Source organism: Tepidicaulis marinus, assembly GCF_000739695.1.
Classification (GTDB): domain Bacteria; phylum Pseudomonadota; class Alphaproteobacteria; order Parvibaculales; family Parvibaculaceae; genus Tepidicaulis; species Tepidicaulis marinus.
In genome coordinates, this window is sequence record NZ_BBIO01000006.1 from 1 (window position 1) to 23,670 (window position 23,670).

Below are 23,670 nucleotides of genomic sequence, written 5' to 3' on the forward strand. Positions count from 1 at the left end.
AGCCAACCATTTACCGCTGCTCGACATTGCCGCTTATGTGAACGGGCGCCCCCGCGTCTTCTCGCTGCGCGACTTTCTGCTGCTGGTGAGTGAAGGTATGCGCATCATGCGGCGCTTCGAGCGCCCCTTTGCGCTCGGCCGCATCGCCATCTCCAATCTGGAGGAGCTGCGCGAAACCCGTTCGGTGACCGAGATCAGCCTCGCCTTCCGCCAGGCGGTCGATACGATCCTGGACGGCATGCATGATTGCGATTTTGTGGGAACGGATGGCACCGCCGCGATCCTGATCGGCTTTCCTGAAACCAGCGCCGCCCAGGCCGAAATCGCGCTTGCCCGCTTGCGCACCAAGGTGGCCGAGGCGGTGCCGCTTTCCTTCGCCATCGAAACCAGCGCCGATGAAGGCGAGAATATTCTGGACTTCCTCGTCCGGAAGGAAAACGAGCTTGCCGATGAGTGACGCGCTCTCCTTCATCGGCTCGCTCGACACGCTCAGCCTGATTGAGCTTTTCTGGTTTGCGGTCCTCTTCGAAGTGCCCCGCTACGGGCTCGGCGCGCTGATCATCATTCTTGCGGGTATGGGCGCAAGGCCGCAAGCCAAGGCGTGCGCCAACAAAGACGCCTCGCTCAGCATTCTTCTTGCCGGGCATAATGAAGCGGCGAGCCTGCGCCGCTGCATCGAGGCGCTGGGCGAGCAAACGCTGGCCCAGGGCAAGAACCCGAATTGGCAGATCGTTGTCGTGGATGACGGCTCGACGGACAATATGAGCGATATCGCCCGCGCGTTGCAGAAGGAAGGCCGTGTCGATGAGGTCTTGAAACTTTCTCAGCGCGGCGGCAAAAGCGCGGCAATCAATCTTGCCTTTTCCGTCTGCACCGGCGACATCATCATTATTTCCGATATCGACACGACCCTCGACCGGGATGCGCTGGAACGGCTGCTTCCCTATTTCGACGATCCGCGTGTCGGCGCGGTGGGCGGCACGCTGGAAGTGCGCAATGCCGAGGCAAGCCTCGTCACCCGCCATCAGGCGATCGAATATGCGCTCTCGATCGGCCTTGGCCGCCGGCTCTCCGATCTTCTCGGCACGCTTTCCATCGTCTCGGGCGCATTCGGCGCTTTCCGCCGCAGCGCGGTCGAGGCGGTGGGCGGCCAGGATGTGGAAGTAGGAGAGGATGCGGACCTCACCATGAAGCTGCGCCGGGCCGGCTGGCGGGTGACATTCGCGCCTGACGCCCGCGCGCTTACCAATGTGCCTGAAACGATCGTCGACCTTATCGCTCAGCGCCTGCGCTGGGACCGGGGGCTCGTCACCATCTGGTCGCGTAAGTTCCGCGGCGAGTTCAATCCTGCCTCGGCCTCCTTCAGACTGTCGAACGTCGTGGCCCTTGCCGACATTCTCTTCTTCCAGATCGTGCTGACGCTGGTTTTTCCAGCTTATCTCGTCTGGCTTTGGCTCAGCCTCGGGGCGATGGCGCTGCCGGTTTTCGCGGCGACGTTGATCGGCTATGCGCTGATGGACGGGTTGCTTTTCATGGGCGCGGCCTTTGCCGGTATTGGCGGGGCGGGGCGCCTGATCGCCTATCTGCCTTTCTATTCGTTGATGCAGGTCACGGTGATGCGTGCCGTCCGGCTGTTCTCGATTATCCAGGAACTGGTCTTCCGGTCTTCCTACCGCGACCCTTATGTGCCCGGCCGTGTCATGGACCAGGTGGAGAGAGTATGATGAGGCGTTTGAAACGGCGCAAAGAAGCTGCTCCTTTGGAAAACCAGCCGCGCGCGCGGCGTCAGACCGTCATCAAATGGGTCTATCTGACGAGCATTTTCTTCCTCTTTGTCTGGCTGGCGGATATTTTCGTCGGCGATCTCTTTTTCCTGCGCAGTGGCGGCATCGTGATCGGCGAGCAAGCGGTTGTGGCAACCGAGTTTCCCGTCACTGTGCGCGATGTGCATGTGCGCACGGGCGATGAGGTGAAAGCGGGCAGCGTGGTGGCCGTAGCCTCCTCGCAAGCCGTGGCGGAGAGTATCGCGCGTCTCACCGCGCAGCTTGGCCATTTGGAAGCCCAGCGCGCCGAGCTTTCCGTGCGCGGCCAGAGCGTGGAAGCGCTGATCGCCATGGCAAGCGAGCGCAGCGATATTGCCGCGGGCGCGCGCAAGGAAATCGAAAAGCTCTGGAAGCAAGGTTATCTGCCGCTCGATAAACGCACGGCCGCTGCCGAAAGCGAGTTCCGCGGCCGCCAGGACTTGGAAAGTCTTCTCGCCGAACGGCAGATCGTTTCCTCGGAAATGGAAAGCCTCGCCGGCATACTCTCCGATGCGCAAGCAGCGATCGAAGAACTGAAAGCGCTTTACGATGATGGAAGGTTCCGTGCGCCGATCGATGGGATCGTTTCCGCTGTCGCCGTCCATAAAGGCGCGGTGGCGAATGTCGGCGAGCCGATGGTGCAGATTTACAGCCAGAACCGCTATGTACTGGCCTATGTGCCGACCGGCGCGCTTTATTCCGTTGCCGCCGGAGATAGCGTGCATCTTCTTACCGGTCTAGACAGCTATCAGGGTGTGATCAGCAGCATCGAACCATATGCTGCGGCGCTGCCGAGCGAGTTCCAACGTGCCTTCAGCCCCGTCGAGCGCCAACAGGTCATTCGCATCCGCTTCAAGGAAGACGAGGCCCCGCCGCCGCTTTTCACCAAGGTTGAGGTGCATGGCGAAATCTGCATCAGAATGATGGCCGGCAATGCCTGGAAGCGGATCTGGTCGCTTTTCTAGCCGCCGGTCTCTGCGGCAGTCTGATAAGCTCTTCTCCTTGACGCCGCGTTCCCCTGCGGCGCTTCACCTCCTGCTATAATTGTTTGGGAGAGGTCCCGGCCATGTGCCAAAATTTCCGCCGGGAGTGGAGGAGAGACGATCATGGACCAATTGAAAACATATCTGGGCTGGACGGTGGACTTCACGGTGCCGGCTGGCGCGCCGGCTTATTGCGAGCCGGATTCGGTGCGCTGGAAAGTTTTCAAAAACCCGGTAACGAGTGTCGTTGCCGGTGTCTGCGCCGTGCTCCTGGAATTTGCCGATGACCGTATCCGGTCCGGCGTCTGGGATCATTCGGTTTTCCCGACCGATCCCATCGGCCGCGGCCAGCGCACGGGCACGGCGGCGATGGTCGGTATTTACGGCCCGCAAAGCGCCGCCCAGCGTGTCATTCGCGGCATTACCAATATGCATGCGAAAGTCGAGGGGACGACGCCGAATGGGCGCACATACAAAGCGCTCGACACGGAGCTGTTGAACTGGGTCAGTGCCACGGCGACCTATGGCTGGTTCACCGCCTATGACCGCTTCGCCAGGAAACTGAGCAAGGAAGAGGAGCGGCGCTTTTTCTCCGAAGGCGAGGAAGTCTCGAAACTTTATGGCGTTACCTATTCGCCCAAATGCCTTGATGATTTCTACGCCATGATGGGCCGTCTCGAAGGCGATTTCGAACCCCATCCCATCAATGGCGAATTTCTGGACATCATGCGCTCGGGCCGGGCAGCGCGCGGCCTGCCGGTCTGGATCCAGCGCGCGCTGGCTCACGCGGCCATCGACATTCTGCCGCCCGCCGTGCGCCAGGTGCTTGGGCTCGGCAAGGAATACGATCTCACCTTCTTCGAGCGCGCGGCGGTGAAAGCGGCAGCCTGGGCGGCGGAAACCATTCCCGCGAAAAACAGCCCGCCCGCCGAAGCTTGCGAGCGGCTCGGCCTGCCGCGCGATTTTCTTTGGAAATCCGAGGCCGCGCAGGCGCGGCTCCTGAAGGACTGGCGCGCAAGCCATGCGCTTTCCGGCGAAGCAGCAGCGGCGGTGAGCTGAGAGCTAGCGCCCGCCTGCTGCGGCAATGGCAATTTCCGTATCGCGCACCAGCTCGTCCGCAAGTTCCCTGACGGAAATCTTGTGGATTTTGGGTGGGAGAATGCCTTCTTCCGCCAGCATGACGATGCCGTGCAGCGAGGTCCAGAATTTCAGCGCAAAGCGGCGGCGCGCCATTTCATCGAGTGCGGGATCGATGGCGGCAAGAATGAGATCGAAGCCTTCATCCGCCGCCTGGTAAAGCTCGCTTGTTGCCGGTGAGCGCCCCAGAATATGCGAAGCATACATCAGCCGGTAAAGCGCTTTACGTGTCAGCCCGAGCTCAAGATAGGTATGGGCAATGGTGGCAAGCGCGCTCTTCTTGGTGCGCCGGCGCAGTTTCTGGCGCAGTTCGTCGCCCGTCTCGCGGAAGGCCTTGGTGGAAACCGCTGCCAGCAGCTCTTCTCTGTCCTTGAAATGCCGGTAGGGGGCGGCTTGCGAAACGCCAAGCCTTTTAGCAAGCGCGCTGAAGGTGACCGCCTCTACACCCTCGCGCTCCGTCATTGCAAACCCCGCCTCTATGAGAGCGTCCCGCAAATCGCCATGGTGATAGCGATGAGGCTTTTTCCGGGCTGGAGCGGTGCTTTGGGGCATGGTGCGGTTCGCTGTGATGGGCGGGGCGGCTTTCAATGTAAAAACTTATAACATTCGCCTTGACCTGGAAATGCCGCCATGGAATGTAATAAAGTATAACATAAGGAGGAGCGCCATGAGCCGGTTCTTCGGACCTATTCGTCAGAATGGTTATGTCGTGCGCGACATCCGCGCGGCCATGGACCATTGGGTCCATGTCATGGGCGTCGGTCCCTGGTTCTATGTGGACCGGGTGAAGACGGATTATTTCCACTACAAGGGCCAGGATGCAGCAGTGGAGATGAGCATTGCGCTGGCTAATGCGGGCGATCTGCAGATCGAGCTTATTCAGCAGCGCAATGATGCGCCTTCCATGTACAAGGATTTTCTGGATGCGGGCCATGAAGGCCTGCAGCATGTCGCTTTCTGGAGCACGTCTTATCAGGCGCTTTATGAGGACTGCCTCGCGCGCGGCCTGAAAGTCGGTCATGAAGGGCAGATCGGCGGGCCGCAGGGGCGCTTTTGTTATTTTGAAAATGCCGGCCATCCCGGCGCGGTGATCGAGATTTCCGACATTAGCGGTGCCAAGGGTGCCTTCTTTGAACATATCCGCAAAGCGGCTTTGGATTGGGACGGCACGGACGCCATCCGCGCAGTTGGGTAAAACATGGGGGACGAAACGATGAGCGATTTGACGGAGCGGCGCCTTCAAACGGTGCGCGATCATATGGCGCTGGAATGTGTAGGCGACTGGGACGGCGTCATCGCCACGTTCGAACACCCGCGCTATGAAATGTATGGCTCCGGCGCGGTTTTCGATGGTGAGGAGGACGTGCGCGGCTACTTCGCCGCGTCCCGCACACCCTTTCCCGATCAATCGAACGAGATCATCGCGCTTGCCCATGGGGGCGACACGGTGCTGGTCGAGTTCTGGTTGATGGGCACGCATCTGGGGCCGCTCAAATTGCCGGGCAAAACCATCGAACCTACGGGTAAAGCCTTCCGTGTGCGCATGGCTGCCTCCTTCGAATTTGCCCCGGGCAGCGACAAGATCATTTGCGAGCGGCCCTATTTCGACCAGCTCGCCGTGCCGCGCGCGCTCGGGCTCATGTAACCGCCGGGACGCGGCAGGCTGGATATGTGCAAAATGCAACGAAAAATCGGCTGAGGCCTGCCGATCCGGCATGCTGCGGGGTTTGTTAACTTTTCATTAACCCTCCACTCCTTAGCCTTGGTAAACGCGATGTTTTGACCGGGCGGGCCATGTGCTAAGCTCACAGCCCGCCCGAGCAAGGTCATGGCGGTTCCACGCGCTGCTTTAAATTTTGTGGAAACGTGAAAATTCGAGGGTCTCCGGGAACCAGAGAGCGCATCCAGCGTTTGATCTGGGATTGAGTAACCCGGGTATTCCAAGACATCTCTTCTGCATCGGCAGAAGGGTCACGTGAGTTACCCCATGGAGTGGTCATCATGACACTGACTTCCACTAGGGGGGCAAAGACAGGGGGCGTATTGATTGTCGGGGATGATTCCTCGGTCTTCGGTACATTGACGGCCTGGCTCGACAGCCAGGATATTTCTTCACAAACCGTGAGCTGGAATGGGCTTCAGGGCCGCCAGATGCTGGCGCAAGCCTATGACCTGATCGTTGTGGATCTGCGCACACCCATGCCCGATTGGCTGATGCGGCTCGGGCGTGTCGATCCGGCATCGACGATCTTGATGGTGAATTGCGAAACCGATCAGGTCTCGACCGGCGCCCATCCGCCCGAGGCATTCCAATATGTTGCCATGCCTTGCAGCCGTGCGCGGTTTCTCTCCGTCATGGAGCATTCGCTGCAGCTTCGGCGCATCGCCCAGGATATGAACGAGGCACAAATCCGTTTGGACGGGCGCCCGCTCTGGGAGCTTGAACGTGAGGTGGTGGAAAAAACCATCCGCCAATGCTCCGGCTCCATTCCCTCTGCGGCGCGTCGTTTGGGGGTTAGCCCATCGACGCTTTACCGCAAGCGGGAAGCCTGGACGCGCAAGTTGCGGCCACAGCGCAACGTGGCTTACTGAAGCCAGCCGGAAAGCGCGACGCCGATAAAGGTGGCAATGGCATAGCCCAGCACGCCGAGCATGACGGCGGGCGTCACCAGGGCATGCCAGCGCTGGCCGGCGGCTTGCGCGGCGGCCGTTGCCGGGCCAAGCGCCACGGCATTGGAAACGAGCATGGCCTCGGCCAGATCGATCTTGAAGAGCTTGGCCGCGCTCAGCACGACCGCGAGATGCACGCTTGCCATGATGCCCACAAAGGCAAAAACGGGCAGGGCGGTTTCGATCATCAGCACCACATTGGCGCCTGCGCCCATCACCCCGAAAAACACATACATGAAGAACATGCCGAGATCGAAATCCCCGTGCAGCTTTTCGATCTGCCGGGGAAAGAGATTGGCGATGGCAAGCGCATAAAGCGTCAAGAAGAGCACGCCGTAGCGGGAGAAATCCGCCAGCCAGCCGATCCCGGCCGCCGCGCCCCAGCCGCCGATAAGGGCTGCGGTTTCATAGCCGAGAAAACAGCAAATGGCGGAAATGGCGAGCAGCAGCGCCAGCTTGCTCACCTGCACGGGCGGGACGGCGCCTTTGCGTTCGGCCTCTTCTTCCGCGCTTTCCTCCGCCACTGCCGCTTCCACGATGGGCGAGGGAATGAACCGGCGGATGGCGGCGCGCCCTGGAATGAGCACGAGGAGAATGAGAAAAAGCGTGCCCCCCACATTGTCTGCCGCCGCCATGGCCGAAAGCAGCGTGCCGTCCTCCATACCGAGCGCCTGGCTGGTGGCGGCAAAATTCATCGAGCCGCCGATCCAGCTTGCCCCGATGGTGGAAACGATATTGGCGGAGGAAGGGCCGAGATCGACCAGCGCGTGTCCGGCAAGAACGCCCGCGACCGTGCCGAGCGCTGCGATGACGAAGGTGAGCAGCATGGGGCCGGCAACGGGGAAAAGCGCGCGCAGATTGGCACGCATCAGCAAAAGCGGAATGGCGAGAGAAACCGCATAGGTCCAGACCGCGTCGTAAAACGGCGAGGCAAAAGGAACGATGCGCAGATTGGAAAGCACGATCCCGGCAAGAATGACCAGAATGACGCCGGAGAGGAACTTGCCGAGCTTTGTGTGTTCGGACCAGAAGCCGAAAGCGGCCAGCCCCACGAAGACCATGATGAGGCCGAAAATATTATCCGCGCCGATGAGCGCCATGAGCTCCCTCCCCGAATCTTTCCCGCAATCGGGGTAATCTGGAAGGAGAGCCTCTCACCTGCAAGACTTAAGTGCCAATGAAGGACCGGGTCAGAGCGCCCAGCCCAGCGTGATCGAGCCAAATTGGTCCGGCTTGTCCTGTCCGTAAAACTCGCGGGTCCGGTAAAGATGGGTAAAGCTGATGCGGGTGCGCCCGATTACCGTCACGAGGCCCAGTTTCGCATCGGCGACGAAATTCTTCTTGTCGACGCTGTGGCTGTCGCGGAACGTATTGCCGTCGAGAAAAATATCCCTGGCAACGGCGCGCCCTTCCAGCCCGGCAAAAAGATACCAGTCAAAAGAGCTGTCGGCATGAAACCATTCCGAGCCGCCGATGCCCGGATAGATGCGCGGCGGGCCGAAATCATCGGGCAGCGAAGGACCGAGCCTGAGCGTGCCGCCAAGCCCTGCATAAGTTTGCACATTGCCGAGGGCAAGCACCCCGTAAGGAATGAAATCGGTTTCAAAGCCCAGTACTTCGGGCGTTGCGAAAGTATCGCTGCGCCAGGAGCGTTCGAGCGTCAGGTTGATACCCAGTTCGTTGCGCAGTTGATTGTCCCAGCCGTCCGCTTCTTCCGCGCCGATCAGCACATGCCACTTGTTCTGCACCTCTTCGCCAAGCGCGCCGGGGCCGATAATGCCGACATCGAGTTTCCATTGATCCTGGATGGCAAGATTGGAGTCGGATTTGTAGACCGATTGCAGCGCGAAGGTGAGATGCAGCCAGCCGGCATAAGGCCGGTCATCGGGCACCAGCGCGCTCGTGTCCGTGTCATCCGGCGTGAAGATGACATGACCGAGCGCCGCACCGGCACGGTGATGGCTTGTGTAGAGGCTGGAGGCGCGGCCGGGAATGGGAAGCTCGGTCAAAAAGCCCATCCAACCGGGAAATTGCCGGGGCTCCGAAAGCCAGGAGGCTTGCAATCCGTTCGTATAATGCCGGTCGGTATTGGCGAAATTGGCGAAGAGATCGTTTTCGACCTGAACCGTGACAAAGCCATTGTCTTTAGGCATTTCATGACCCGCCTGCGGCTCGGCCAAGGCGGGGGAAGCGGCAAGAGCAAGCGCGCATCCCATTGCCCATTTGCGGCAGGCGGCGATTTTCTTCTTCATGATTTCCCCCGCAAGTAGCGCTGCCGGCAAAGACGGTGCATGGCTGAACAACGCGAATGTCTTGACCCGGTTCCCTGATTGACGGTCCAATATTGCCCAAATGCGGTGACAATACGGCAAATGAGCCGCGGTGCCGCCATCCGCGTCAAGATGCGCGATCTGGGGAGGAAGTGAATGGCAAAGAGCGGCAGTGAACAAGAAAGCGCGCTGACACCGGAAGAGGCGGCGGCAAGCGGCATGGTGCTCGCCCTTCACGCGCAGCTCGCCCCGCAGCGGATGGCCGTTGCAAGCGCGGCAGGTACGCGCAGCTTCGGTGAATTGAATGCAAGGGCCAACCAGCTGGTGCGGGCGCTCCGGGCGCGCGGCGTGGCGCCGGGCGCGGGCGTTGCGCTTTTATGTTCCAACCGGCCCGAATTCGTGGAGACCATGGCCGCCTGTCAGCGCGGCGGCTACCGCATCACGCCGATCAATTGGCATCTGACGGGAAAAGAGATCGGCTATATCGTGGATAATTGCGAGGCCGAAGCTTTTCTCGCCGATGCCCGCTTTGGCGCGAAGGCGATCGAGGCGGCAGCGCTTGCGCCGGGCGCCAGGGTGAAGCTTGCCATCGGCGGCGCGATAGACGGTTTCGAGCCTTATGAAGCAGCGGTGGAGGGGCAAGCAGGCGGCAATCTCTCCGATCCGCAGCTTGGCTCGCAAATGCTTTACACCTCGGGCACGACCGGCCACCCGAAAGGCGTTTACCGGCGCACGCCGCCCGGACCCTCCCCGCTGCTCGAAAAATTGCGGGAGACGGCGGCCTTTAAGCCTGGCGAAGATGCGGCATTGGTCACAGGCCCGCTTTATCACGCAGCGCCCCTGGCGCTTAATCTTCTCTTTCCCCTTGCAAGCGGCGTCGGCACCGTCCTCATGGATAAGTGGGATGCGGAAGAAACATTGGCGCTGATCGAAAAACACCGCATTACTCACACCCATGTCGTGCCCACCATGATGCACCGCATGGCGGGCCTGCCGAAGGCGGTGCGGGAGAAATACGATCTTTCCTCTTTGCGCTGGATGCTGCATGGGGCAGCGCCTTGCCCTGTCCATGTGAAGGAAGAAATGATTGCCTGGCTGGGACCTGTCGTATTCGAATATTACGCGGCAACGGAGGGCGGCGGCGTTTTCATCGGGCCGGAAGAATGGCTTGAAAAGAAAGGAAGCGTCGGGCGCGCGCTGCCCGGCGTCACCGTCTCCATTCAGGATGAAGCGGGGCGGGAGCTGCCGGCGGGAGAAACCGGCACCGTCTATTTCAAGGCACCGGACGTGGGCCGTTTTGAATATTTCAAAGCGCCGGAGAAAACCGAGGGCGCCTATCGCGGGTCTTACTTCACCATGGGCGATATGGGCTATATCGATGAGGATGGGTTCATCTTCCTCACCGGGCGCAGCGCTGAGCTGATCATTTCCGGCGGCGTTAATATCTATCCCGCCGAGATCGATCAGGAGCTTTTGCAGCACCCCGCCGTCGCCGATGTCGCGACTATCGGCGTGCCCAATGAGGAATGGGGCGAGGAGGTCAAGGCGGTGGTGCAGGTGAAGGAAGGCATTCATGCCGGCCCCGAGCTGGCGCAGGAACTGCTTGCCTTTGCCGCAAACCGTCTTCCGGGGTTCAAACGCCCGCGCAGCATCGATTTTGCGGAGGATCTGCCGCGCCTGCCGACGGGCAAGATCGTCCGCCGCCAGGTGCGTGCACCTTATTGGCCCGTGAAGGGCAAGTCCATCTGAGCCGGGCAGATCAAAGCCCCAGCACGGCTTTGGCAAGCACCCCGCGCTGAATTTCGTTCGAGCCGCCATAAATCGTCGTGGCGCGTCCGAAAGCGTAGTTGGAGAACACCGTCACGGCATGGTCCGGACCCACCGGCGCTTGCGAGACGAGACCGAGCAATTGATCGCGGTGGAAGGGCTGCGCATAAAAGGCGGCAAGCTCGACGGCAAGCGTTTGCAGCTCCTGGGCAAGCTCGGAGCCGATAATTTTAAGGGCCGAGGTTTCCGCCCCCAGCGTCTTTCCCGCGGCCGCTTCCGCCAGTTTGCGCAGGTTCGTGAATTCCAGACTTGCCAGTTTGATCTCAAGTTCGGCGAGGCGGCGGCGGAAGCCTTCGTCCTCGATCAGGGTTTTCCCGTCGCCGTCCCGTTCCTCGCTTGCCATTTTCTTTAGCTGAGTGATGCGGCGTTTGGATTCGGGCACACCGGCAATCCCCGTGCGTTCGTTCGCCAGCAGGAACTTCGCATAGGTCCAGCCTTTGTTTTCCTCGCCGACGAGGTTTTCCACCGGCACTTTCACGTCCGAGAAGAAGACCTCATTGAGATGATGCAGCCCGTCGATCGTCACGATGGGCCGCACCTCGATGCCGGGGCTCTTCATGTCGATCAGCAAAAAGGATATGCCTTCCTGTTGTTTGACGTTTTCATCGGTGCGCACGAGGCAGAAAATCCAGTCCGCTTCATGGGCATAAGACGTCCAGATCTTCTGTCCGTTGACGATGTAATGATCGCCCTTGCGCACGGCTTTCGTTTTTAAAGAGGCAAGGTCGGAGCCCGCGCCCGGCTCCGAATAACCTTGGCACCACCACACATCGCCGGAAAGAATGCCGGGCAGGTGCTGCGCTTTCTGCGCTTCATTGCCGAACGTATAAATAACGGGACCGACCATGGTCAGGCCGAAAGCCATGAGGCGCGGCGCATTCGCCCGCGCGCATTCTTCCTGAAATATATGTTTTTGCGTCACGTCCCAGCCCGGCCCGCCATAGTCCGAAGGCCAGCTCGGCGCCACCCAGCCTTTTTCATAAAGCGCGCGGTGCCATTTTTTCAGGAGCCGCTTTTCGATGCTGACCCCGACGGTGGGCGCATTTGCAATTTCCTCGGGCAGCGCTTCCTCGATGAACCGGCGCACCTCGCTGCGGAACTTGCCTGCCGCCTCGCTCTCCTTCAACTGCATGGGCGTTTCCCCTCCTTGCTTCTTTTACCCATTATTAACCCAACTTTCTTCCATCTGCCCAGCATGAGGCGCGCACAAGAGTTTGGAAAGCAAGCTTTCCTAGACTGGCTTTGTTGCGTTGTTCAGGGGAGCGCGTCTTGGGTTTCTTGGCGGAATTGGTGAAGAAAGCGGGCAGACTGGGAAGGCCGCTGGCCAGCAGTGCCGCCTCGCTGCGTTCTTCTGCGCTGGCGGTTTGCGTGAGCCTCATCATGCTTGCGCTGCTTCTCGCCGCGCTTTGGTGGAACCAGCTGCGCAATGAAGAAGCTATTCGCCAGCATACGGGCCAGATGCTGACCGCCTCCGGCAATATGAATGCGCGCACCGTCGATGCCTGGTTCGAGCGCCAGCGCGGCACGGTGCAAGGCTGGGCCCGGCTCGATGTGGTGGAGGGGCGCATCCGGCGCATGCTTACCGCCCCGCCCGGCGAGCGCGTGAGGCTTGAAAGCGAGTTGCGCGAGTTGCTGGACGCCTTTCTCCCGCGCACGGGGTATACGGGCTATGCCTTTCTCAATGCCGAAGGGGGTGTTCTTCTGGCCTCCAATAATGAATGCGGCGCCCGTCTCTCTCAGATTCCGCCCGAAAGCCGGAAGCGCGTGCTGACCGGCAAGCCTGCGGTCGGTTTTCCCCGATCCGGCCTCGCGCGGGTGGAGGGGCAAAAATCGGCGCTCTTTTCCGCCGCCCCCATTTTGGGGGAAAACGGGCAGAGTATCGGCCTTCTGGCGCTCGCCATCGATCCGGCGGGCGATTTCACGCGCATGCTCCGCAACAGTCATTTCGGCGATAGCGGGGAGACCTATGCCGTCAACGCGCAAGGGGTGATCGTCAGCGAAAGCCGTTTCGGCGCGAAGATCGGGCTGCGGGCAACGGCCGGCAAGCCGGTAAAGAGCAACGCCGCCGCCCTGCCGCTCAGCACGCTCGCCGGGCGCATGGTGAATGAGCGCCGGGATAGTGAAGAATTCACACCCTATGCCGATTACCGGGGCGTGCAGGTTATCGGTGTGGCGCGCTGGCTGGAAAACTCGGGCGTCGGCATCATTACGGAAGTGGACGCGGACGAAGCCTATAAGGCGATCGCCTATACCCGCTGGCAGGCGGTGCTGCAAAGCATCGTTCTGGTACAGCTATATTGCGTGCTCGCCGCGGTAATTTGGGGCGCGCGGCATTTGATCGCCCTGCGCGAGGAAAAAGCGCGCCAATCCGAAAGCCGGATGAAAGGCGCCATCGATGCCATGCCCGCGCCGCTTCTGCTTTATGATCATCATGATTGCCTGCTCGCTTTCAACCGGGCGGCGGAAAAAGCCTTCGAGCCGATCCCCGATTATTTACGCATCGGCAAACCGCTGCAGGAAATGGTGTGGGAGTCTTTTGCCACCGGCCGCCTCAGCGCTGGAGAAGGGCTCGATGCGGCGGCTTCCTACATCAAGGTTCAGGACTTCGTCATGGGCCGGATGGAGCAGGGCGGCGCCGTCGATCTGATCACCTCGGACGGGCGTAATTTCGAAGTGCAGCGGGTCGAGACCCAGGGCGGCGCGGCCTTCATTTTCTTCGATGTAACGGACCGTATGCGCGCGCAGGAAGAAATCCGCTCCGCCAATGCCGAGCTTGAAAAGCGGGTGCATGAGCGCACCTTGAAGCTCGAGCGGGCGAACGAAGAATTGCGCGAGATGAACGAAGAACTGCAGGATGCGCAGGCGCATCTGGTTCAGCACGAGACCATGGCCTCGCTTGGCAGCATGGTGGCGGGCATCGCTCATGAGATCAACACGCCGCTCGGGGTTTGCGTGACGGCGGCTTCCCATTTCCGCGAAAGCGTGAACAAGCTTTACGGGCTCTTCGATGAAGGGGTGATGACGCGCTCGGACTTCACCAAGTTCCAGGACCTGTCGCTGCGCACGATGGAAATTCTGGAACGCAATCTTTACCGCGCCTCCCAGCTCGTGCGCTCCTTCAAATCCGTCTCCGCCGACCAGATCCATGAGGAAATCCGCGCCATCGATCTGGGCACCTATGTCGAGGAAGTGGCAACCACCCTCGAGCCGATGATGAAGAAGGGCGGCCATACGCTCAAAGTCTCGATCGAGGCGAGCGCGGAGCTTGAAACCTATCCCGGCGTCATAGCGCAGATCATCTCCAACCTGGTCGCCAATGCCGTTGCCCATGGCTTCGACGAGCGCGGCGGTCTCATCCGCGTGTCGCTGAAAAACGGGGGGCTCAATTCCCTGCGCCTTACTGTGGAAGATTCCGGCAAAGGCATTTCCCCGGAAGTCGAAAAGAAGATGTTCGAACCGTTCTTCACCACCAAGCGCAAATCGGGCGGCACGGGGCTCGGCCTCAGCACCGTCTTCAATTTGGTGGTCAAACAGCTTGGCGGGCGGATCGATTTCCGCCGCTCGGAACTGGGCGGCGCGCGGTTCGACATCTCCTTGCCGCTGGGCATGCCCGGTGAGGTGGAAATTCACCGGCTTGAAGATACGGCCTAAGCTCCCGCTTAACGCGCCTCTCTCACCAGCCGGAAGCCCGTATAGGCGCTGCGCAAATCCGGCGGGTCGCCCTGGCGCGCGGCAAGGCGCACGGGGCCCGGTATGTCCGTCCAGGAACCGCCGCGCCGTGCCCTCAGCCTGCAATCGGCTTCAGGATCCGCAAGGCTTTCCCGCCAGCAATCGCTTGTCCATTCCCAGACATTGCCCTGCATGTCGTAAAGCCCGAACCCGTTCGGGCGGAAGGTGCCGGCGGGTGACGTGTATAGATATCCATCAGTGCAGCGCTCGGCGACCTTGGCCGTTTTGTTCTTGGCGGCGAGGTCGTTGACATTGGCGTAAAGGCAGGCGCGGGCCGGGTCATCTCCCCAGCTATTGAGGCCTTCCGCCCCGCCGCGCGCGGCATATTCCCATTCCGCCTCGCTCGGCAGGCGGTACCGCGCACCCGTTTTCCGGCCGAGCCAAGCGGCATAGGCCTCGGCATCTTCCGCCGAGACGCAGACGGCGGGATGGTCATCTTCTTGCGCAAAGCCCGGCGCCCGCCAGCTGGCAGCGGCATCCATGCGCCAGCCTTCTTCCGTCAGCGCCCAGCAGCCGGGGGCGGGGGTATAATCGCTTTGCGCAATAAAAGCGGCATAAGCGCCGCGCGTCACGGGCACTTTGGCGAGCGCGAACGCTTCCATTTGAAGCTCGCGCTGCGGGAACTCGCTTGGATCGGCGGCAGGATCGCCCGCCGCCGCGCCCATCAGAAAACGCCCGGCGGGAAGCTCGGCAAAAGCGAAGGGGTCTGCCGCAGGCGCCGGTCCTGCGCTGAGACAGCCGAAGAAAAGCGCGCCGAGAAAGAACGCTTGCCGGCGGGCCGTTTCTCGCAAAAATAGCAGTAAAAAATATGACATTATTTGTGTCATTATGCTTGCCTCACTCCTCCTTCCGGTGTTGAGTCGGGGTAATCATAAAGCCGGAATAATGGGAGGGGATAACTCCATGAGTTTTGAGGGATACCGTATCATTGGCGGGCTGGGCTCGCCTTATTCCATGAAAATGCGCGCGATTTTCCGCTACCGGCGCATTCCCCATGTCTGGATCCAGCAAACCCCCGAAACGCGGGAGGAGACCGCCGGCATCCGCCCGCCCGTCATTCCCATCATCCAATATCCGGACGGCACGTATCACAATGATTCAACGCCCATGATCTACGATCTGGAAGCGCGCCATGCGGGCCGTTCCGTCGTGCCGGAGGATGAGAGCCAGGCGTTTCTTGCCCATCTCCTTGAAGACATGGCCGATGAATGGGCGACGAAAATGATGTTCCATTACCGCTGGTTCCGCGAGCGTGACCAGCGCCAGATGAGCGAGTGGCTGGCCTTCGATTCGCTGATGGGCAAAGGGCTCGACGGCATACGCGAGTTCGCCGCCCTCTTCCGCGAGCGCCAGGTGGGGCGCATGGCGCTTGTCGGCTGCACCGAACATAACAGGCCGTTGATCGAGGCGACCTGCACGGAAATTTTCTCGCTGCTGGACGCTCATGTCACCGAGGAGGCGTTCCTCTTCGGCGGGCGGCCCTCGCTGGCCGATTTCAGCTTCATGGGCCAGTTCTCCCAGCTCGCCGTCGATCCCACCCCGTGCGAGAAGATGCGGGCCGAGGCGCCCTATCTCTTCCGCTGGCTGATGCAGATGGACGATCTGAGCGGCTTTGAAGGCGGGCCCTGGCGCGCGCCGGAAAAACGTCTCTCCCATGCGGTGCTCGAATTGCTGCGCATGGCAGGCAGTGTTTATTTCCCCTTCCTGGAGGCCAATGCCAAAGCGGCGGAAGCGGGCGAGGAAACCTTCCGCTTCGAGGCGCTGGGCATGGCTTACGAACAAGGCACCTTCCGCTATCAGGTCAAATGCCTGAGCGAGCTGCGCCGGCGCTATGCGGGCCTGAGTGAGAGTGCCCGTAAGCGCCTCGAGCCGGTGCTGGAGGAAGCGGGCTGCCTTGCCCCGCTCACCCGCGCCTGAACCGCCGTTCGGCCCGAAGAGACGCGCCATGAACACACGGCTGTGAGTATTTGAGCCTTGCCGGGGCCTTTCCCGCGGGCTTAACTCCCGCCATCGCAATTCAAAAAACGAAGAGGGGAGGGTTCAGATGAACCGTGTTCTTGCGCATCTGGGAACGAAATATCCGATCATTCAGGCACCGATGGGCTGGATCGCCCGCTCGCAGCTTGCCTCCGCTGTTTGCGAGGCGGGCGGGCTCGGCGTGATCGAAACCTCGTCCGGCGAGACCGAGGCCTGCAAGGCCGAAATCGAGAAGATGAAGGAGCTGACGGACAAGCCCTTCGGCGTCAATCTGCCCATCCTTTTTCTCAAAGACCGCGCGATGCTGGATTATGTCTGTAATTCCGGCATCAAATTCGTCACGACCTCCGCAGGCAGTCCGGCAAAATTTGTCGGCCCGCTGAAGGAGGCGGGCATCACCGTCTATCACGCGGTGCCCACGGTCGAGGCGGCGGTGAAATGCGCCGAGGCCGGTGTCGACGGGCTCGTCGTGGAAGGGGCCGAAGGCGGCGGCTTCAAGAATCCGGAAGAAGTCTCGACGCTTGTTCTGTTGCAGGCGGTGCGCCGCGCCGTCGATCTGCCGCTTGTCGCAGCGGGGGGTATTTGCGACGGCAAGGGCATGGCGGCGGCTTTCGCGCTTGGCGCGGAAGCGGTGCAAATGGGTACGCGTTTCGTCAGCGCGGCGGAAAGCCCGGTGCATGAGAATTACAAGAACGCCATCGTCAATGCAGGCACCACCGGCACTTATGTGCTGAACAAGAAGGCAAGCCCCTGCATCCGTGCGCTGAAAACCGAAAAGACCGCGAAGATTTACGAAGAAGGGCTGATGCCGCCCGACACATTCGCGCGCATTCTCGATCTTTATTTCGGCGGGGATATGGAGGCGAGCGTCGGCCTTGCCGGGCAGACCTCCGGTCTCATCGACGGCGTGAAGCCGGCGCGTGAAATCATCGAGGAAACGGTGTCCGAGTTTTTCGAAATCACCGGCCGCCTTGGCCAGTGCGCTTCGGCCAGAGCCTTCGGTTAAGCCGCACCGCTCCGCAGACCGGCAAGCACCGCGCGCACCGCCTGGTGTTTGACGGCCTGCGCATCGCCCCAGGGATATTCGGGAATGGTGATGAGATTGAGCGCCACGCCCTGGAGCATGCAGAAAAGCACATTCTGGATGTCGGCGGCGGGCCGTGCGGGCAGGCGGCCGGCTTTCTGATCTTCCTCGATCAGCGTGCGCAGAATATCGAAGCCGCTGAGCGCCTGCGACGTTTCCACGAAATAACGGTCGCCCTCACCCTGCAACTTATCCTCGATCAGAAAGATCGCGCGGTAATCATCCGCATGGGCAAGCCAGAAATCTACAAAGCCGAGCGATACCGCCTCGAGCTTTTCCTCCGGCGCGGCTTTTTTCGCGCAAGCTGCCAGATGCGCGCCCAGCGCCGCGAAGGTTTCCTCCCAGATGTAACGCAGGAGTGCCCGCTTGCTGGCAAAGAGTGTGTAAAGCGCGGCGGGCGAGCAGCCCGCCAGTTCGGCGATCTTGCGCATGGAAACGCCGCCATAACCTTCGCGCGCAAAAAGCCCGCGCGCCGCCGCGATCACCCGCTGCCGGTCGGCGGCCAGCGCTTCGCTCGGGCGTTTCGGGCGCCCGCGTCCTGGCCCCGGTCTATCTTTGGCCTTTGCCTGCATCTCACCCAAACAGGATTTTCCTTGATTTAATTAAACGCGTTCATAAAAATACGGGCAACGAGACCCGAACGCAAAGAAAAAGGATGCCGGCATGAGCGTGGAAAGCGGCGCGAAAGTGGATGTCATTATCGTGGGCGCCGGCCTTGCCGGGTTGAAAGCGGCACGGGAGCTGCAGGCCGCCGGCAAGTCCTTCGTTATCCTGGAAGCGCGCGAGCGGGTGGGCGGGCGCTCCAAGCCCGGTGAGATTGCGGGCCAGCCGATCGACCTTGGCGGCCAATGGGTCGGGCCTCAGCAAAAGCTGCTTTTGAAAGAAGCCGCCGAGCTCGGCGTCGAGACCTATCCCCAATATGTCAAAGGCAAGAGCCTTGTGGGCATGGACGGCAAGGTGGAGGCTTATTCAGGCTCCGTTCCCAAACTCCCGCTCTTTGCGCTGCTGGAACTTGCGCGTATCGAAAAGCGCTGGGGCAGGGAAGCCGCAGCCCTCCCGCCCGGCGCGCCTTGGGAGGCGCCCCGTGCCCGTGAATGGGACAGCCAGACGCTCGAAACCTGGATCCGCAAAAACATCCGCACCCACGGCGCCCAGGAATTTGCCCGCATCGTGGCGCGGGCCGTTTTCTGCGCCGAGCCCAATCAGATGTCTTACCTCTTCTTCCTGGAATATCTGCGCCAGGGCCATGGGCTGGAAGTGCTGATCGGTACGGAAGGCGGCGCCCAGGAAGCCAAGTTCCGTGGCGGCGCCTGGCAGGTGCCGAAGCGCATGGCCGCCCGGCTTGAAACCCGCATCGTTTACGAAGCGCCCGTGCGCGCCATCGAGCAGGATGAAAGCGGCATTAAGGCTCATACGGATAAAGGCAGTTTCGAAGGGGCGTTCCTCATCATGGCGGCGCCCCCGGTTCTTGCCGGGCGCATTCAGTACAACGCTCCGCTGCCCGCCAAGCGCGACGCGCTCCTTCAGCGCATGCCCATGGGCTCGGTCATTAAAATTCATGTGGCCTATGAAAAGCCTTTCTGGCGCGAGCGCGGCCTCAGCGGGTCGGTTGCCAGCAACGATAGGATGTTCAATGTCGTCTTCGACCAGAGCCCGGAGGATGAAAGCCTCGGCATTCTGGTCGGCTTCATGGACGGGGACCATGCGGTGGAAATGAGCCAGCGCGGCGACAATGCCCGCCGGGAGCAAGCGATTAGCGACCTTGTGCATTATTTCGGCAAGGAGGCGGGCGATCCCATTGCCTATATCGACCAGGACTGGACGGCGGAAGAATGGAGCCGGGGCTGCTATGTCGCCCATATGGCGCCGGGCGTCATGACGGTCTTCGGCGATATCATCCGCGAGCCTGCCGGGCGCATCCATTGGGCAGGCACGGAAACGGCGACCGAATGGGTGGGCTATCTCGATGGCGCGCTGCAATCCGGCATCCGCGCGGCGGGCGAGGTGAAAGCAAGGCTCGGTTAACCTTCGCCCCGGTTGCCAAGTGTTGCCGACCGGCATTCACGGCAAAAAACTGCCCCTCGGGCCCCTCATTTGCAGAACGGCAATTGACACGGGCTGTGCGTGGTCTTAAACGTCCCCTCGAACGCAATCGCACGTGCCCCTTGCCGCTATCGGTTACGTAACGACGTACGCGTCTCACTCAGCAATTTCTGGTTCCGCACGGGCGGGCCGGGTTCCGAGGGAGAATGCATATGCTTTATTTGAACGGTAGGGGCTAACGCCCCCGATTACGCCGCTAAAGCCCCTATACCTTCATGGAAAAGGGCGCACGTGACGCGGAGCGCACGCGAACGGCAAGCAAATCACCTTAATCGTGAATTTACGGCGGTCCCGACCGTGGTCCTTTGGCCCGGCGGCCCCGCGTCATCTACTGGTTGTGGAGAAGCCCATGTCTTTGAACAATGGCCTCTTCCAATTGGGGATCGACTTGCAGCGTGGCTCAAGCAACACCCAAGCGGAAGTAATCGAATTCAAGCCCTCTGTCGCCGAAGCCCCGCTTCAGGATGAAGAGCGCAAAGATTTTTTCATCGAGCGCGACGGCGAGCGATTTGCCGGCACGCATCTGATCATCGAGCTGGTGGGCGCGAAGTTCCTCGACAGTCTCGAAAAGATCGAAGCGGCGATGCGCGAATGCGTGGAGCGGGCAGGGGCGACGCTTTTGCATATCCATCTGCATCATTTCACGCCGAATGGCGGTGTTTCCGGCGTGGCGGTGCTGGCCGAAAGCCACATCTCCATCCACACCTGGCCGGAAGCGGACTATGCCGCGCTTGACGTTTTCATGTGCGGCGATGCCCGCCCGCATGAATGTGTCGAGGTGCTGCGCCAGCATTTCACCCCCTCCGATGTGGTGGTGGATGAACTGCGCCGCGGCAAGGGCCTGGTCTGATCCGGAGGGCGCTTCATGAGCGATGAACGCTGGGTAACCGAAAATCTCCATGATGGGGTGCGCACGGGCTTTCGCGCCGACAAGGTGCTTTATGAAGAAGGCACCGGCCACCAGCATCTGGTGATTTTCGAGAACGCGAAGTTCGGCCGGATGATGTCGCTCGACGGCATCACCCAGGTCACCGAGCGCGATGAGTTCGTCTATCATGAAATGATGAGCCATGTGCCGATCCTGGCCCATGGCGCGGCGCGCAAAGTGCTGATCATCGGCGGCGGCGACGGCGGCGTGCTGCGCGAGGTTCTGCGGCACAAGGGCGTCGAGAAGGTCACGATGGTCGAGATCGACCGCTCCGTGGTCGATATGTGCGTGGAGCACCTGCCGATGATTTCGGCAGGCGCGTTCGATGATCCGCGCACCAATCTTGTCATTGCGGACGGGGCGGCTTTCGCGGCAAACCCCGATGAGCGCTATGACGTCATGATCGTTGATTCGACCGATCCGGTCGGCCCCGGCGCGGTGCTTTTCAGCCCTGAATTTTACGCCAACGCCAAGAACTGCCTGAGCGAAGGCGGCGTCATCGTCACGCAGAACGGCGTTCCCTTCGTGCAGGGCGATGAGCTTCAAGGCACGATGGGTGAATTTAAAAAACTCTTCCGCTCCTATGGCTGTTATCTCGCCACCATCCCGACTTACGTTCTGGGGTCCATGGCGCTTGGCTGGGGGAGTGATAACCCCGAGCTCTTGAACGTGCCGCTTGAAGTGCTGGAAGACCGCTTTGCCGCGCTTGAGGGGGAGACGAAATATTACGCGCCGGACGTGCATAAGGCGGCCTTTGCCTTGCCGCCTTATGTGAAGAAATTCGTCGTTTGATTTGTCTTCAAGCCGGCAGGGAAAGTTCCTTGGCGGCGACGATGATCCCGTCCCGGTCCGCGTAAAGATAATCGCCGGGCGAAATCATCACGCCTGCAAACGTTACCGGCACATCGAAATCCCCGAGCCCGCGTTTGACGCTTTTCTTTGGGTGGCTGGCCAGGGCTTTGACGCCGACGGCTTCCGCCTCAAGCTCGCCCCGGTCGCGCACGCAGCCATTGATGACCACGCCCGCCCAGCCGTTCTTTGCGGCAAGCTGAGCCAGATTGCCGCCGAAAAGGGCGCAGCGCTTGGAGCCGCCGCCGTCGACGACAAGCACGCGTCCCCGGCCCTCGCTTTCCACGGCCTCGCGCACTTTCGTGTTGTCCTCGAATGTGGCAAGCGTGACCACCGGCCCATGAAAGGCGCTCTTGCCGCCAAAGTCGGAAAAGAGCGCATCTAGGTGGCGCAGCCCCGCTTCCGGCGCATCGGCATGGGCATCGGAAAGATCCGTCGTCGCAAAGTCAGTCATTCGCAGGCCTCGTTTTGGTGCTTATCGCTCAAGAAATTTGCCCGATAGATAGCAGCCATGCCGGCCTTTGTCCCGCCAAAGAGAGTGGGAGAGGTTGAGAAGCGGCGGATGACGCGGCGTCCGAGAGGGGGCGGTGCGCTTTTTAATGCCGTTCTAGGGTGACCCCCCGCACCCTCTCCATCTTGCCCGTGAAACGCGTTAAACTGGGCTCAAGGAATTGGAACCGTTTGGGGAGAGACGGCGCCAGGCTGCCGCCGAAAGCCCCAAGCAGAGGGAGGACTTGGAATGGCTATGACCGACGCCCGTGAAAAGCAGCGCTCCGTCGCCATTATCGGCGCGGGCATGTCCGGCATTTGTACGGCGATCAAGCTGAAGGAAGCCGGGATCACCGATTTCACGATCTATGAGAAAGCCTCCGAGATCGGCGGCACCTGGCGTGAGAACACGTATCCCGGCTGTTCTTGCGACGTGCCGCTGCATATGTATCAATTTTCTTTCGACATGCGGCCCGACTGGGAGCGCAAATTCGTCTTCTCCGCCGACATCAAGGCTTACCTTGAAAGCGTCGTCGATAAATACGGGCTGCGGAACCATATCCGCTTCAATTCCGAGATCCAGTCTTGCCGGTTCGACGAGCGCTCCGGGCGCTGGCATATCGGCTGCGCCGATGGCAGCGCCCATGAAGCCGATGTCGTTGCGGCGGGCACCGGCCAATTGCACCGCCCGCGCTGGCCGGGCATCAAGGGCGAGGGAAGTTTTGAAGGCGCGCATTGGCACTCGGCCGAGTGGAACCACGAGTATGATCTGAAAGGCAAACGCGTCGCCGTGATCGGCAATGGCGCAAGTGCCATTCAATTCGTGCCGGAAGTCGCGAAAGAGGCAAGGGAAGTCACGGTCTTCCAGCGCTCGGCAAGCTGGGTGCTGCCCCGCCCGCAGCGCGAGTTCTATGGCTGGGAGCGCGCGCTTTACAAAGCCTTCCCCTGGCTCATCAATGTGCAGCGCTGGAAGATTTACTGGTTCGGCGAGTTGCTCTTCCGCGCTTTCCACACTTCCGGCGACAAGATCAAGGACATGGCCATCGAGGAGATGGAGCTTTATGTGTCCGACCCGGAAAAGAAAGCCAAGCTGACGCCGGATTATGAACCGGGATGCAAGCGCGTGCTCTTTGCCAATGATTGGTGGCCGGCCATGGGCAAGGATCACGTCCATGTCGTCACCGAAGGGATCGAGGAAATCTGCCCCTCGGGCATCAAGACGAAAGACGGCGCGCTGCACGAAGTCGATGCGATTATTTACGGCACCGGCTTCGATACGACGAATTTCCTAGGCCCCATGGAGGTGACGGGCCTTGCCGGACGCGAGTTGAAGAAAGAATGGAAAGACGGCGCGGAAGCCCATTACGGGATGACGGTGACGGGCTTTCCGAATTTCTTCCTGCTTTACGGGCCCAACACCAATCTCGGCCATAACTCGATCATCTTCATGATCGAGTGCCAGGCGAATTACATCCGCCAATGCGTCGAAAAGCTGCGCGAAGACGACCTTCTTTACATGGATGTAAAGCCGAAGGCCCAGGCACTCTGGAACGAGAAAGTGCAAAGCGACAATGCCAATTCCGTTTTCGCAAGCGGCTGCACGAGCTGGTACAAGACGGATGCGGGTAAAGTCACCAACAATTGGGCGAATTACACGTTCAAATATTGGTGGTGGACGCGCCGTCCCGATTTTGCCGAATTTACGCTGCGCGAGCGGCCCGGCAAAAATGAAGGCGACCGCGAGCCGGCAGGCGCACCCGTCGCCGCGCAATAAACTTTATGGCACAGGCAAAAGAAAGCGGTCCCCAAGGAGGGGCCGCTT

The 23,670-nt window shown here is 60.8% G+C and carries 23 protein-coding genes; 15 read left to right on the forward strand and 8 right to left on the reverse strand.

The genetic code is table 11. The annotated features are described in order from the left end of the window. The 4 genes from M2A_RS18150 to M2A_RS06955 all read left to right on the forward strand — a co-directional run. The coding region (locus tag M2A_RS18150) for a hypothetical protein (protein ID WP_045444995.1) at positions 1–457 on the forward strand (457 nt) is incomplete at its 5' end. After that, positions 450–1,724, forward strand: a complete 1,275-nt coding sequence (locus M2A_RS06945) for a glycosyltransferase family 2 protein (RefSeq protein WP_045444998.1) — start codon at positions 450–452, stop codon at positions 1,722–1,724. The genes M2A_RS18150 and M2A_RS06945, both read left to right, overlap by 8 nt. Further along, positions 1,721–2,767, forward strand: coding sequence for an HlyD family secretion protein (locus M2A_RS06950; RefSeq protein ID WP_045445001.1), 1,047 nt, complete (start codon positions 1,721–1,723; stop codon positions 2,765–2,767). The genes M2A_RS06945 and M2A_RS06950 overlap by 4 nt, the downstream gene beginning before the upstream one ends. 141 nt (positions 2,768–2,908) lie before the next feature. After that, entirely contained in the window at positions 2,909–3,844 is a 936-nt protein-coding gene (locus M2A_RS06955) for an oxygenase MpaB family protein (RefSeq protein ID WP_045445003.1), read from the forward strand. A 3-nt stretch (positions 3,845–3,847) separates the two neighbouring features. On the opposite strand, the gene M2A_RS06960 is transcribed toward M2A_RS06955, so the two are convergent. Then, complete coding sequence (locus tag M2A_RS06960; protein WP_045445006.1) at positions 3,848–4,474, reverse strand: TetR/AcrR family transcriptional regulator; 627 nt, start codon at positions 4,472–4,474, stop codon at positions 3,848–3,850. Positions 4,475–4,589: 115 nt separating this feature from the next. Between M2A_RS06960 and M2A_RS06965 the strand changes: the two genes are divergently transcribed. The 3 genes from M2A_RS06965 (at position 4,590) to M2A_RS18155 (ending at position 6,514) form a co-directional block, all read left to right on the forward strand. Then, positions 4,590–5,117 carry a VOC family protein gene (locus tag M2A_RS06965; protein ID WP_045445008.1) on the forward strand — a complete coding sequence of 176 codons (528 nt, stop codon included), beginning with the start codon at positions 4,590–4,592 and terminating at the stop codon, positions 5,115–5,117. An 18-nt stretch (positions 5,118–5,135) separates the two neighbouring features. Beyond that, positions 5,136–5,567 (forward strand): ester cyclase, encoded by a 432-nt coding sequence (locus M2A_RS06970; RefSeq protein WP_045445377.1) that lies wholly within the window; start codon positions 5,136–5,138, stop codon positions 5,565–5,567. Positions 5,568–5,923: 356 nt separating this feature from the next. Further along, the gene (locus M2A_RS18155; protein ID WP_197052867.1) at positions 5,924–6,514 is read left to right on the forward strand and encodes a DNA-binding response regulator; all 591 of its coding nucleotides are present in this window, start codon (positions 5,924–5,926) and stop codon (positions 6,512–6,514) included. Here the strand turns inward: M2A_RS18155 and M2A_RS06980 are convergent. Continuing rightward, complete coding sequence (locus M2A_RS06980; protein ID WP_045445013.1) at positions 6,508–7,692, reverse strand: DUF819 family protein; 1,185 nt, start codon at positions 7,690–7,692, stop codon at positions 6,508–6,510. The two genes, M2A_RS18155 and M2A_RS06980, sit on opposite strands and share 7 nt — an antisense overlap. A gap of 90 nt (positions 7,693–7,782) precedes the next feature. Beyond that, positions 7,783–8,844 (reverse strand): lipid A deacylase LpxR family protein, encoded by a 1,062-nt coding sequence (locus M2A_RS06985; protein ID WP_045445016.1) that lies wholly within the window; start codon positions 8,842–8,844, stop codon positions 7,783–7,785. 174 nt (positions 8,845–9,018) lie between these two features. Between M2A_RS06985 and M2A_RS06990 the strand changes: the two genes are divergently transcribed. Then, a complete protein-coding gene (locus M2A_RS06990) occupies positions 9,019–10,611 on the forward strand; it encodes an AMP-binding protein (protein WP_052379271.1) in 1,593 nt (530 codons plus the stop codon). Positions 10,612–10,621: 10 nt separating this feature from the next. Here the strand turns inward: M2A_RS06990 and M2A_RS06995 are convergent, their stop codons facing one another. Further along, on the reverse strand, positions 10,622–11,821 hold the full coding sequence (locus M2A_RS06995; protein WP_045445019.1) for an acyl-CoA dehydrogenase family protein: 1,200 nt from the start codon (positions 11,819–11,821) through the stop codon (positions 10,622–10,624). Positions 11,822–11,855: 34 nt separating this feature from the next. Continuing rightward, entirely contained in the window at positions 11,856–12,071 is a 216-nt protein-coding gene (locus tag M2A_RS17975; protein WP_156101694.1) for a hypothetical protein, read from the reverse strand. Between M2A_RS17975 and M2A_RS17210 the strand changes: the two genes are divergently transcribed. After that, positions 12,070–14,340: a sensor histidine kinase gene (locus tag M2A_RS17210; protein ID WP_156101695.1), complete on the forward strand. Its 2,271-nt coding sequence runs from the start codon at positions 12,070–12,072 to the stop codon at positions 14,338–14,340. The genes M2A_RS17975 and M2A_RS17210 overlap by 2 nt on opposite strands. A gap of 8 nt (positions 14,341–14,348) precedes the next feature. On the opposite strand, the gene M2A_RS17215 is transcribed toward M2A_RS17210, so the two are convergent. After that, the gene (locus M2A_RS17215; RefSeq protein WP_052379273.1) at positions 14,349–15,233 is read right to left on the reverse strand and encodes a formylglycine-generating enzyme family protein; all 885 of its coding nucleotides are present in this window, start codon (positions 15,231–15,233) and stop codon (positions 14,349–14,351) included. Positions 15,234–15,321: 88 nt separating this feature from the next. Here M2A_RS17215 and M2A_RS07010 point away from each other — a divergent pair, with 88 nt between their 5' ends. Together M2A_RS07010 and M2A_RS07015 are read left to right on the forward strand one after the other, a co-directional pair. Further along, positions 15,322–16,335, forward strand: a complete 1,014-nt coding sequence (locus tag M2A_RS07010; protein ID WP_045445022.1) for a glutathione S-transferase N-terminal domain-containing protein — start codon at positions 15,322–15,324, stop codon at positions 16,333–16,335. 127 nt (positions 16,336–16,462) lie between these two features. Next, positions 16,463–17,401, forward strand: coding sequence for an NAD(P)H-dependent flavin oxidoreductase (locus tag M2A_RS07015; RefSeq protein ID WP_045445024.1), 939 nt, complete (start codon positions 16,463–16,465; stop codon positions 17,399–17,401). Here the strand turns inward: M2A_RS07015 and M2A_RS07020 are convergent. Beyond that, complete coding sequence (locus M2A_RS07020) at positions 17,398–18,051, reverse strand: TetR/AcrR family transcriptional regulator (protein ID WP_045445027.1); 654 nt, start codon at positions 18,049–18,051, stop codon at positions 17,398–17,400. The genes M2A_RS07015 and M2A_RS07020 overlap by 4 nt on opposite strands. Before the next feature lie 91 nt (positions 18,052–18,142). On the opposite strand from M2A_RS07020, the gene M2A_RS07025 reads away from it, so the two are divergent. From M2A_RS07025 to speE, 3 genes are all read left to right on the forward strand, one after another. Further along, positions 18,143–19,504 carry a flavin monoamine oxidase family protein gene (locus M2A_RS07025; protein ID WP_045445029.1) on the forward strand — a complete coding sequence of 454 codons (1,362 nt, stop codon included), beginning with the start codon at positions 18,143–18,145 and terminating at the stop codon, positions 19,502–19,504. Positions 19,505–19,931: 427 nt separating this feature from the next. Next, positions 19,932–20,432 (forward strand): adenosylmethionine decarboxylase, encoded by a 501-nt coding sequence (gene speD / locus M2A_RS07030; protein WP_052379274.1) that lies wholly within the window; start codon positions 19,932–19,934, stop codon positions 20,430–20,432. A 15-nt stretch (positions 20,433–20,447) separates the two neighbouring features. Continuing rightward, the gene (gene speE, locus M2A_RS07035) at positions 20,448–21,302 is read left to right on the forward strand and encodes a polyamine aminopropyltransferase (protein WP_045445032.1); all 855 of its coding nucleotides are present in this window, start codon (positions 20,448–20,450) and stop codon (positions 21,300–21,302) included. Positions 21,303–21,309: 7 nt separating this feature from the next. Here speE and rraA read toward each other — a convergent pair whose 3' ends face one another. Further along, a complete protein-coding gene (rraA, locus tag M2A_RS07040; protein WP_045445035.1) occupies positions 21,310–21,813 on the reverse strand; it encodes a ribonuclease E activity regulator RraA in 504 nt (167 codons plus the stop codon). A gap of 285 nt (positions 21,814–22,098) precedes the next feature. Between rraA and M2A_RS07045 the strand changes: the two genes are divergently transcribed. Continuing rightward, positions 22,099–23,622 carry a flavin-containing monooxygenase gene (locus tag M2A_RS07045; protein ID WP_045445037.1) on the forward strand — a complete coding sequence of 508 codons (1,524 nt, stop codon included), beginning with the start codon at positions 22,099–22,101 and terminating at the stop codon, positions 23,620–23,622. Positions 23,623–23,670 lie beyond the last annotated feature (48 nt).

Bases quoted from the DNA above. Each gene is read 5' to 3' on its own strand.
- M2A_RS06950 (WP_045445001.1), top strand. From the start codon at position 1,721: ATGATGAGGCGTTTGAAACGGCGCAAAGAAGCTGCTCCTTTGGAAAAC.
- M2A_RS18155 (WP_197052867.1), top strand. From the start codon at position 5,924: ATGACACTGACTTCCACTAGGGGGGCAAAGACAGGGGGCGTATTGATT.
- speE (WP_045445032.1), top strand. From the start codon at position 20,448: ATGAGCGATGAACGCTGGGTAACCGAAAATCTCCATGATGGGGTGCGC.
- M2A_RS07010 (WP_045445022.1), top strand. From the start codon at position 15,322: ATGAGTTTTGAGGGATACCGTATCATTGGCGGGCTGGGCTCGCCTTAT.
- M2A_RS17210 (WP_156101695.1), top strand. From the start codon at position 12,070: ATGCTTGCGCTGCTTCTCGCCGCGCTTTGGTGGAACCAGCTGCGCAAT.
- M2A_RS06980 (WP_045445013.1), bottom strand. From the start codon at position 7,692: ATGGCGCTCATCGGCGCGGATAATATTTTCGGCCTCATCATGGTCTTC.
- rraA (WP_045445035.1), bottom strand. From the start codon at position 21,813: ATGACTGACTTTGCGACGACGGATCTTTCCGATGCCCATGCCGATGCG.
- M2A_RS06965 (WP_045445008.1), top strand. From the start codon at position 4,590: ATGAGCCGGTTCTTCGGACCTATTCGTCAGAATGGTTATGTCGTGCGC.
- M2A_RS06970 (WP_045445377.1), top strand. From the start codon at position 5,136: ATGAGCGATTTGACGGAGCGGCGCCTTCAAACGGTGCGCGATCATATG.
- M2A_RS07020 (WP_045445027.1), bottom strand. From the start codon at position 18,051: ATGCAGGCAAAGGCCAAAGATAGACCGGGGCCAGGACGCGGGCGCCCG.
- M2A_RS07025 (WP_045445029.1), top strand. From the start codon at position 18,143: ATGAGCGTGGAAAGCGGCGCGAAAGTGGATGTCATTATCGTGGGCGCC.
- M2A_RS06955 (WP_045445003.1), top strand. From the start codon at position 2,909: ATGGACCAATTGAAAACATATCTGGGCTGGACGGTGGACTTCACGGTG.
- M2A_RS06995 (WP_045445019.1), bottom strand. From the start codon at position 11,821: ATGCAGTTGAAGGAGAGCGAGGCGGCAGGCAAGTTCCGCAGCGAGGTG.
- M2A_RS07045 (WP_045445037.1), top strand. From the start codon at position 22,099: ATGGCTATGACCGACGCCCGTGAAAAGCAGCGCTCCGTCGCCATTATC.
- M2A_RS06945 (WP_045444998.1), top strand. From the start codon at position 450: ATGAGTGACGCGCTCTCCTTCATCGGCTCGCTCGACACGCTCAGCCTG.
- M2A_RS06985 (WP_045445016.1), bottom strand. From the start codon at position 8,844: ATGAAGAAGAAAATCGCCGCCTGCCGCAAATGGGCAATGGGATGCGCG.
- M2A_RS17975 (WP_156101694.1), bottom strand. From the start codon at position 12,071: ATGATGAGGCTCACGCAAACCGCCAGCGCAGAAGAACGCAGCGAGGCG.
- M2A_RS07015 (WP_045445024.1), top strand. From the start codon at position 16,463: ATGAACCGTGTTCTTGCGCATCTGGGAACGAAATATCCGATCATTCAG.
- M2A_RS06990 (WP_052379271.1), top strand. From the start codon at position 9,019: ATGGCAAAGAGCGGCAGTGAACAAGAAAGCGCGCTGACACCGGAAGAG.
- M2A_RS06960 (WP_045445006.1), bottom strand. From the start codon at position 4,474: ATGCCCCAAAGCACCGCTCCAGCCCGGAAAAAGCCTCATCGCTATCAC.
- M2A_RS17215 (WP_052379273.1), bottom strand. From the start codon at position 15,233: ATGTCATATTTTTTACTGCTATTTTTGCGAGAAACGGCCCGCCGGCAA.
- speD (WP_052379274.1), top strand. From the start codon at position 19,932: ATGTCTTTGAACAATGGCCTCTTCCAATTGGGGATCGACTTGCAGCGT.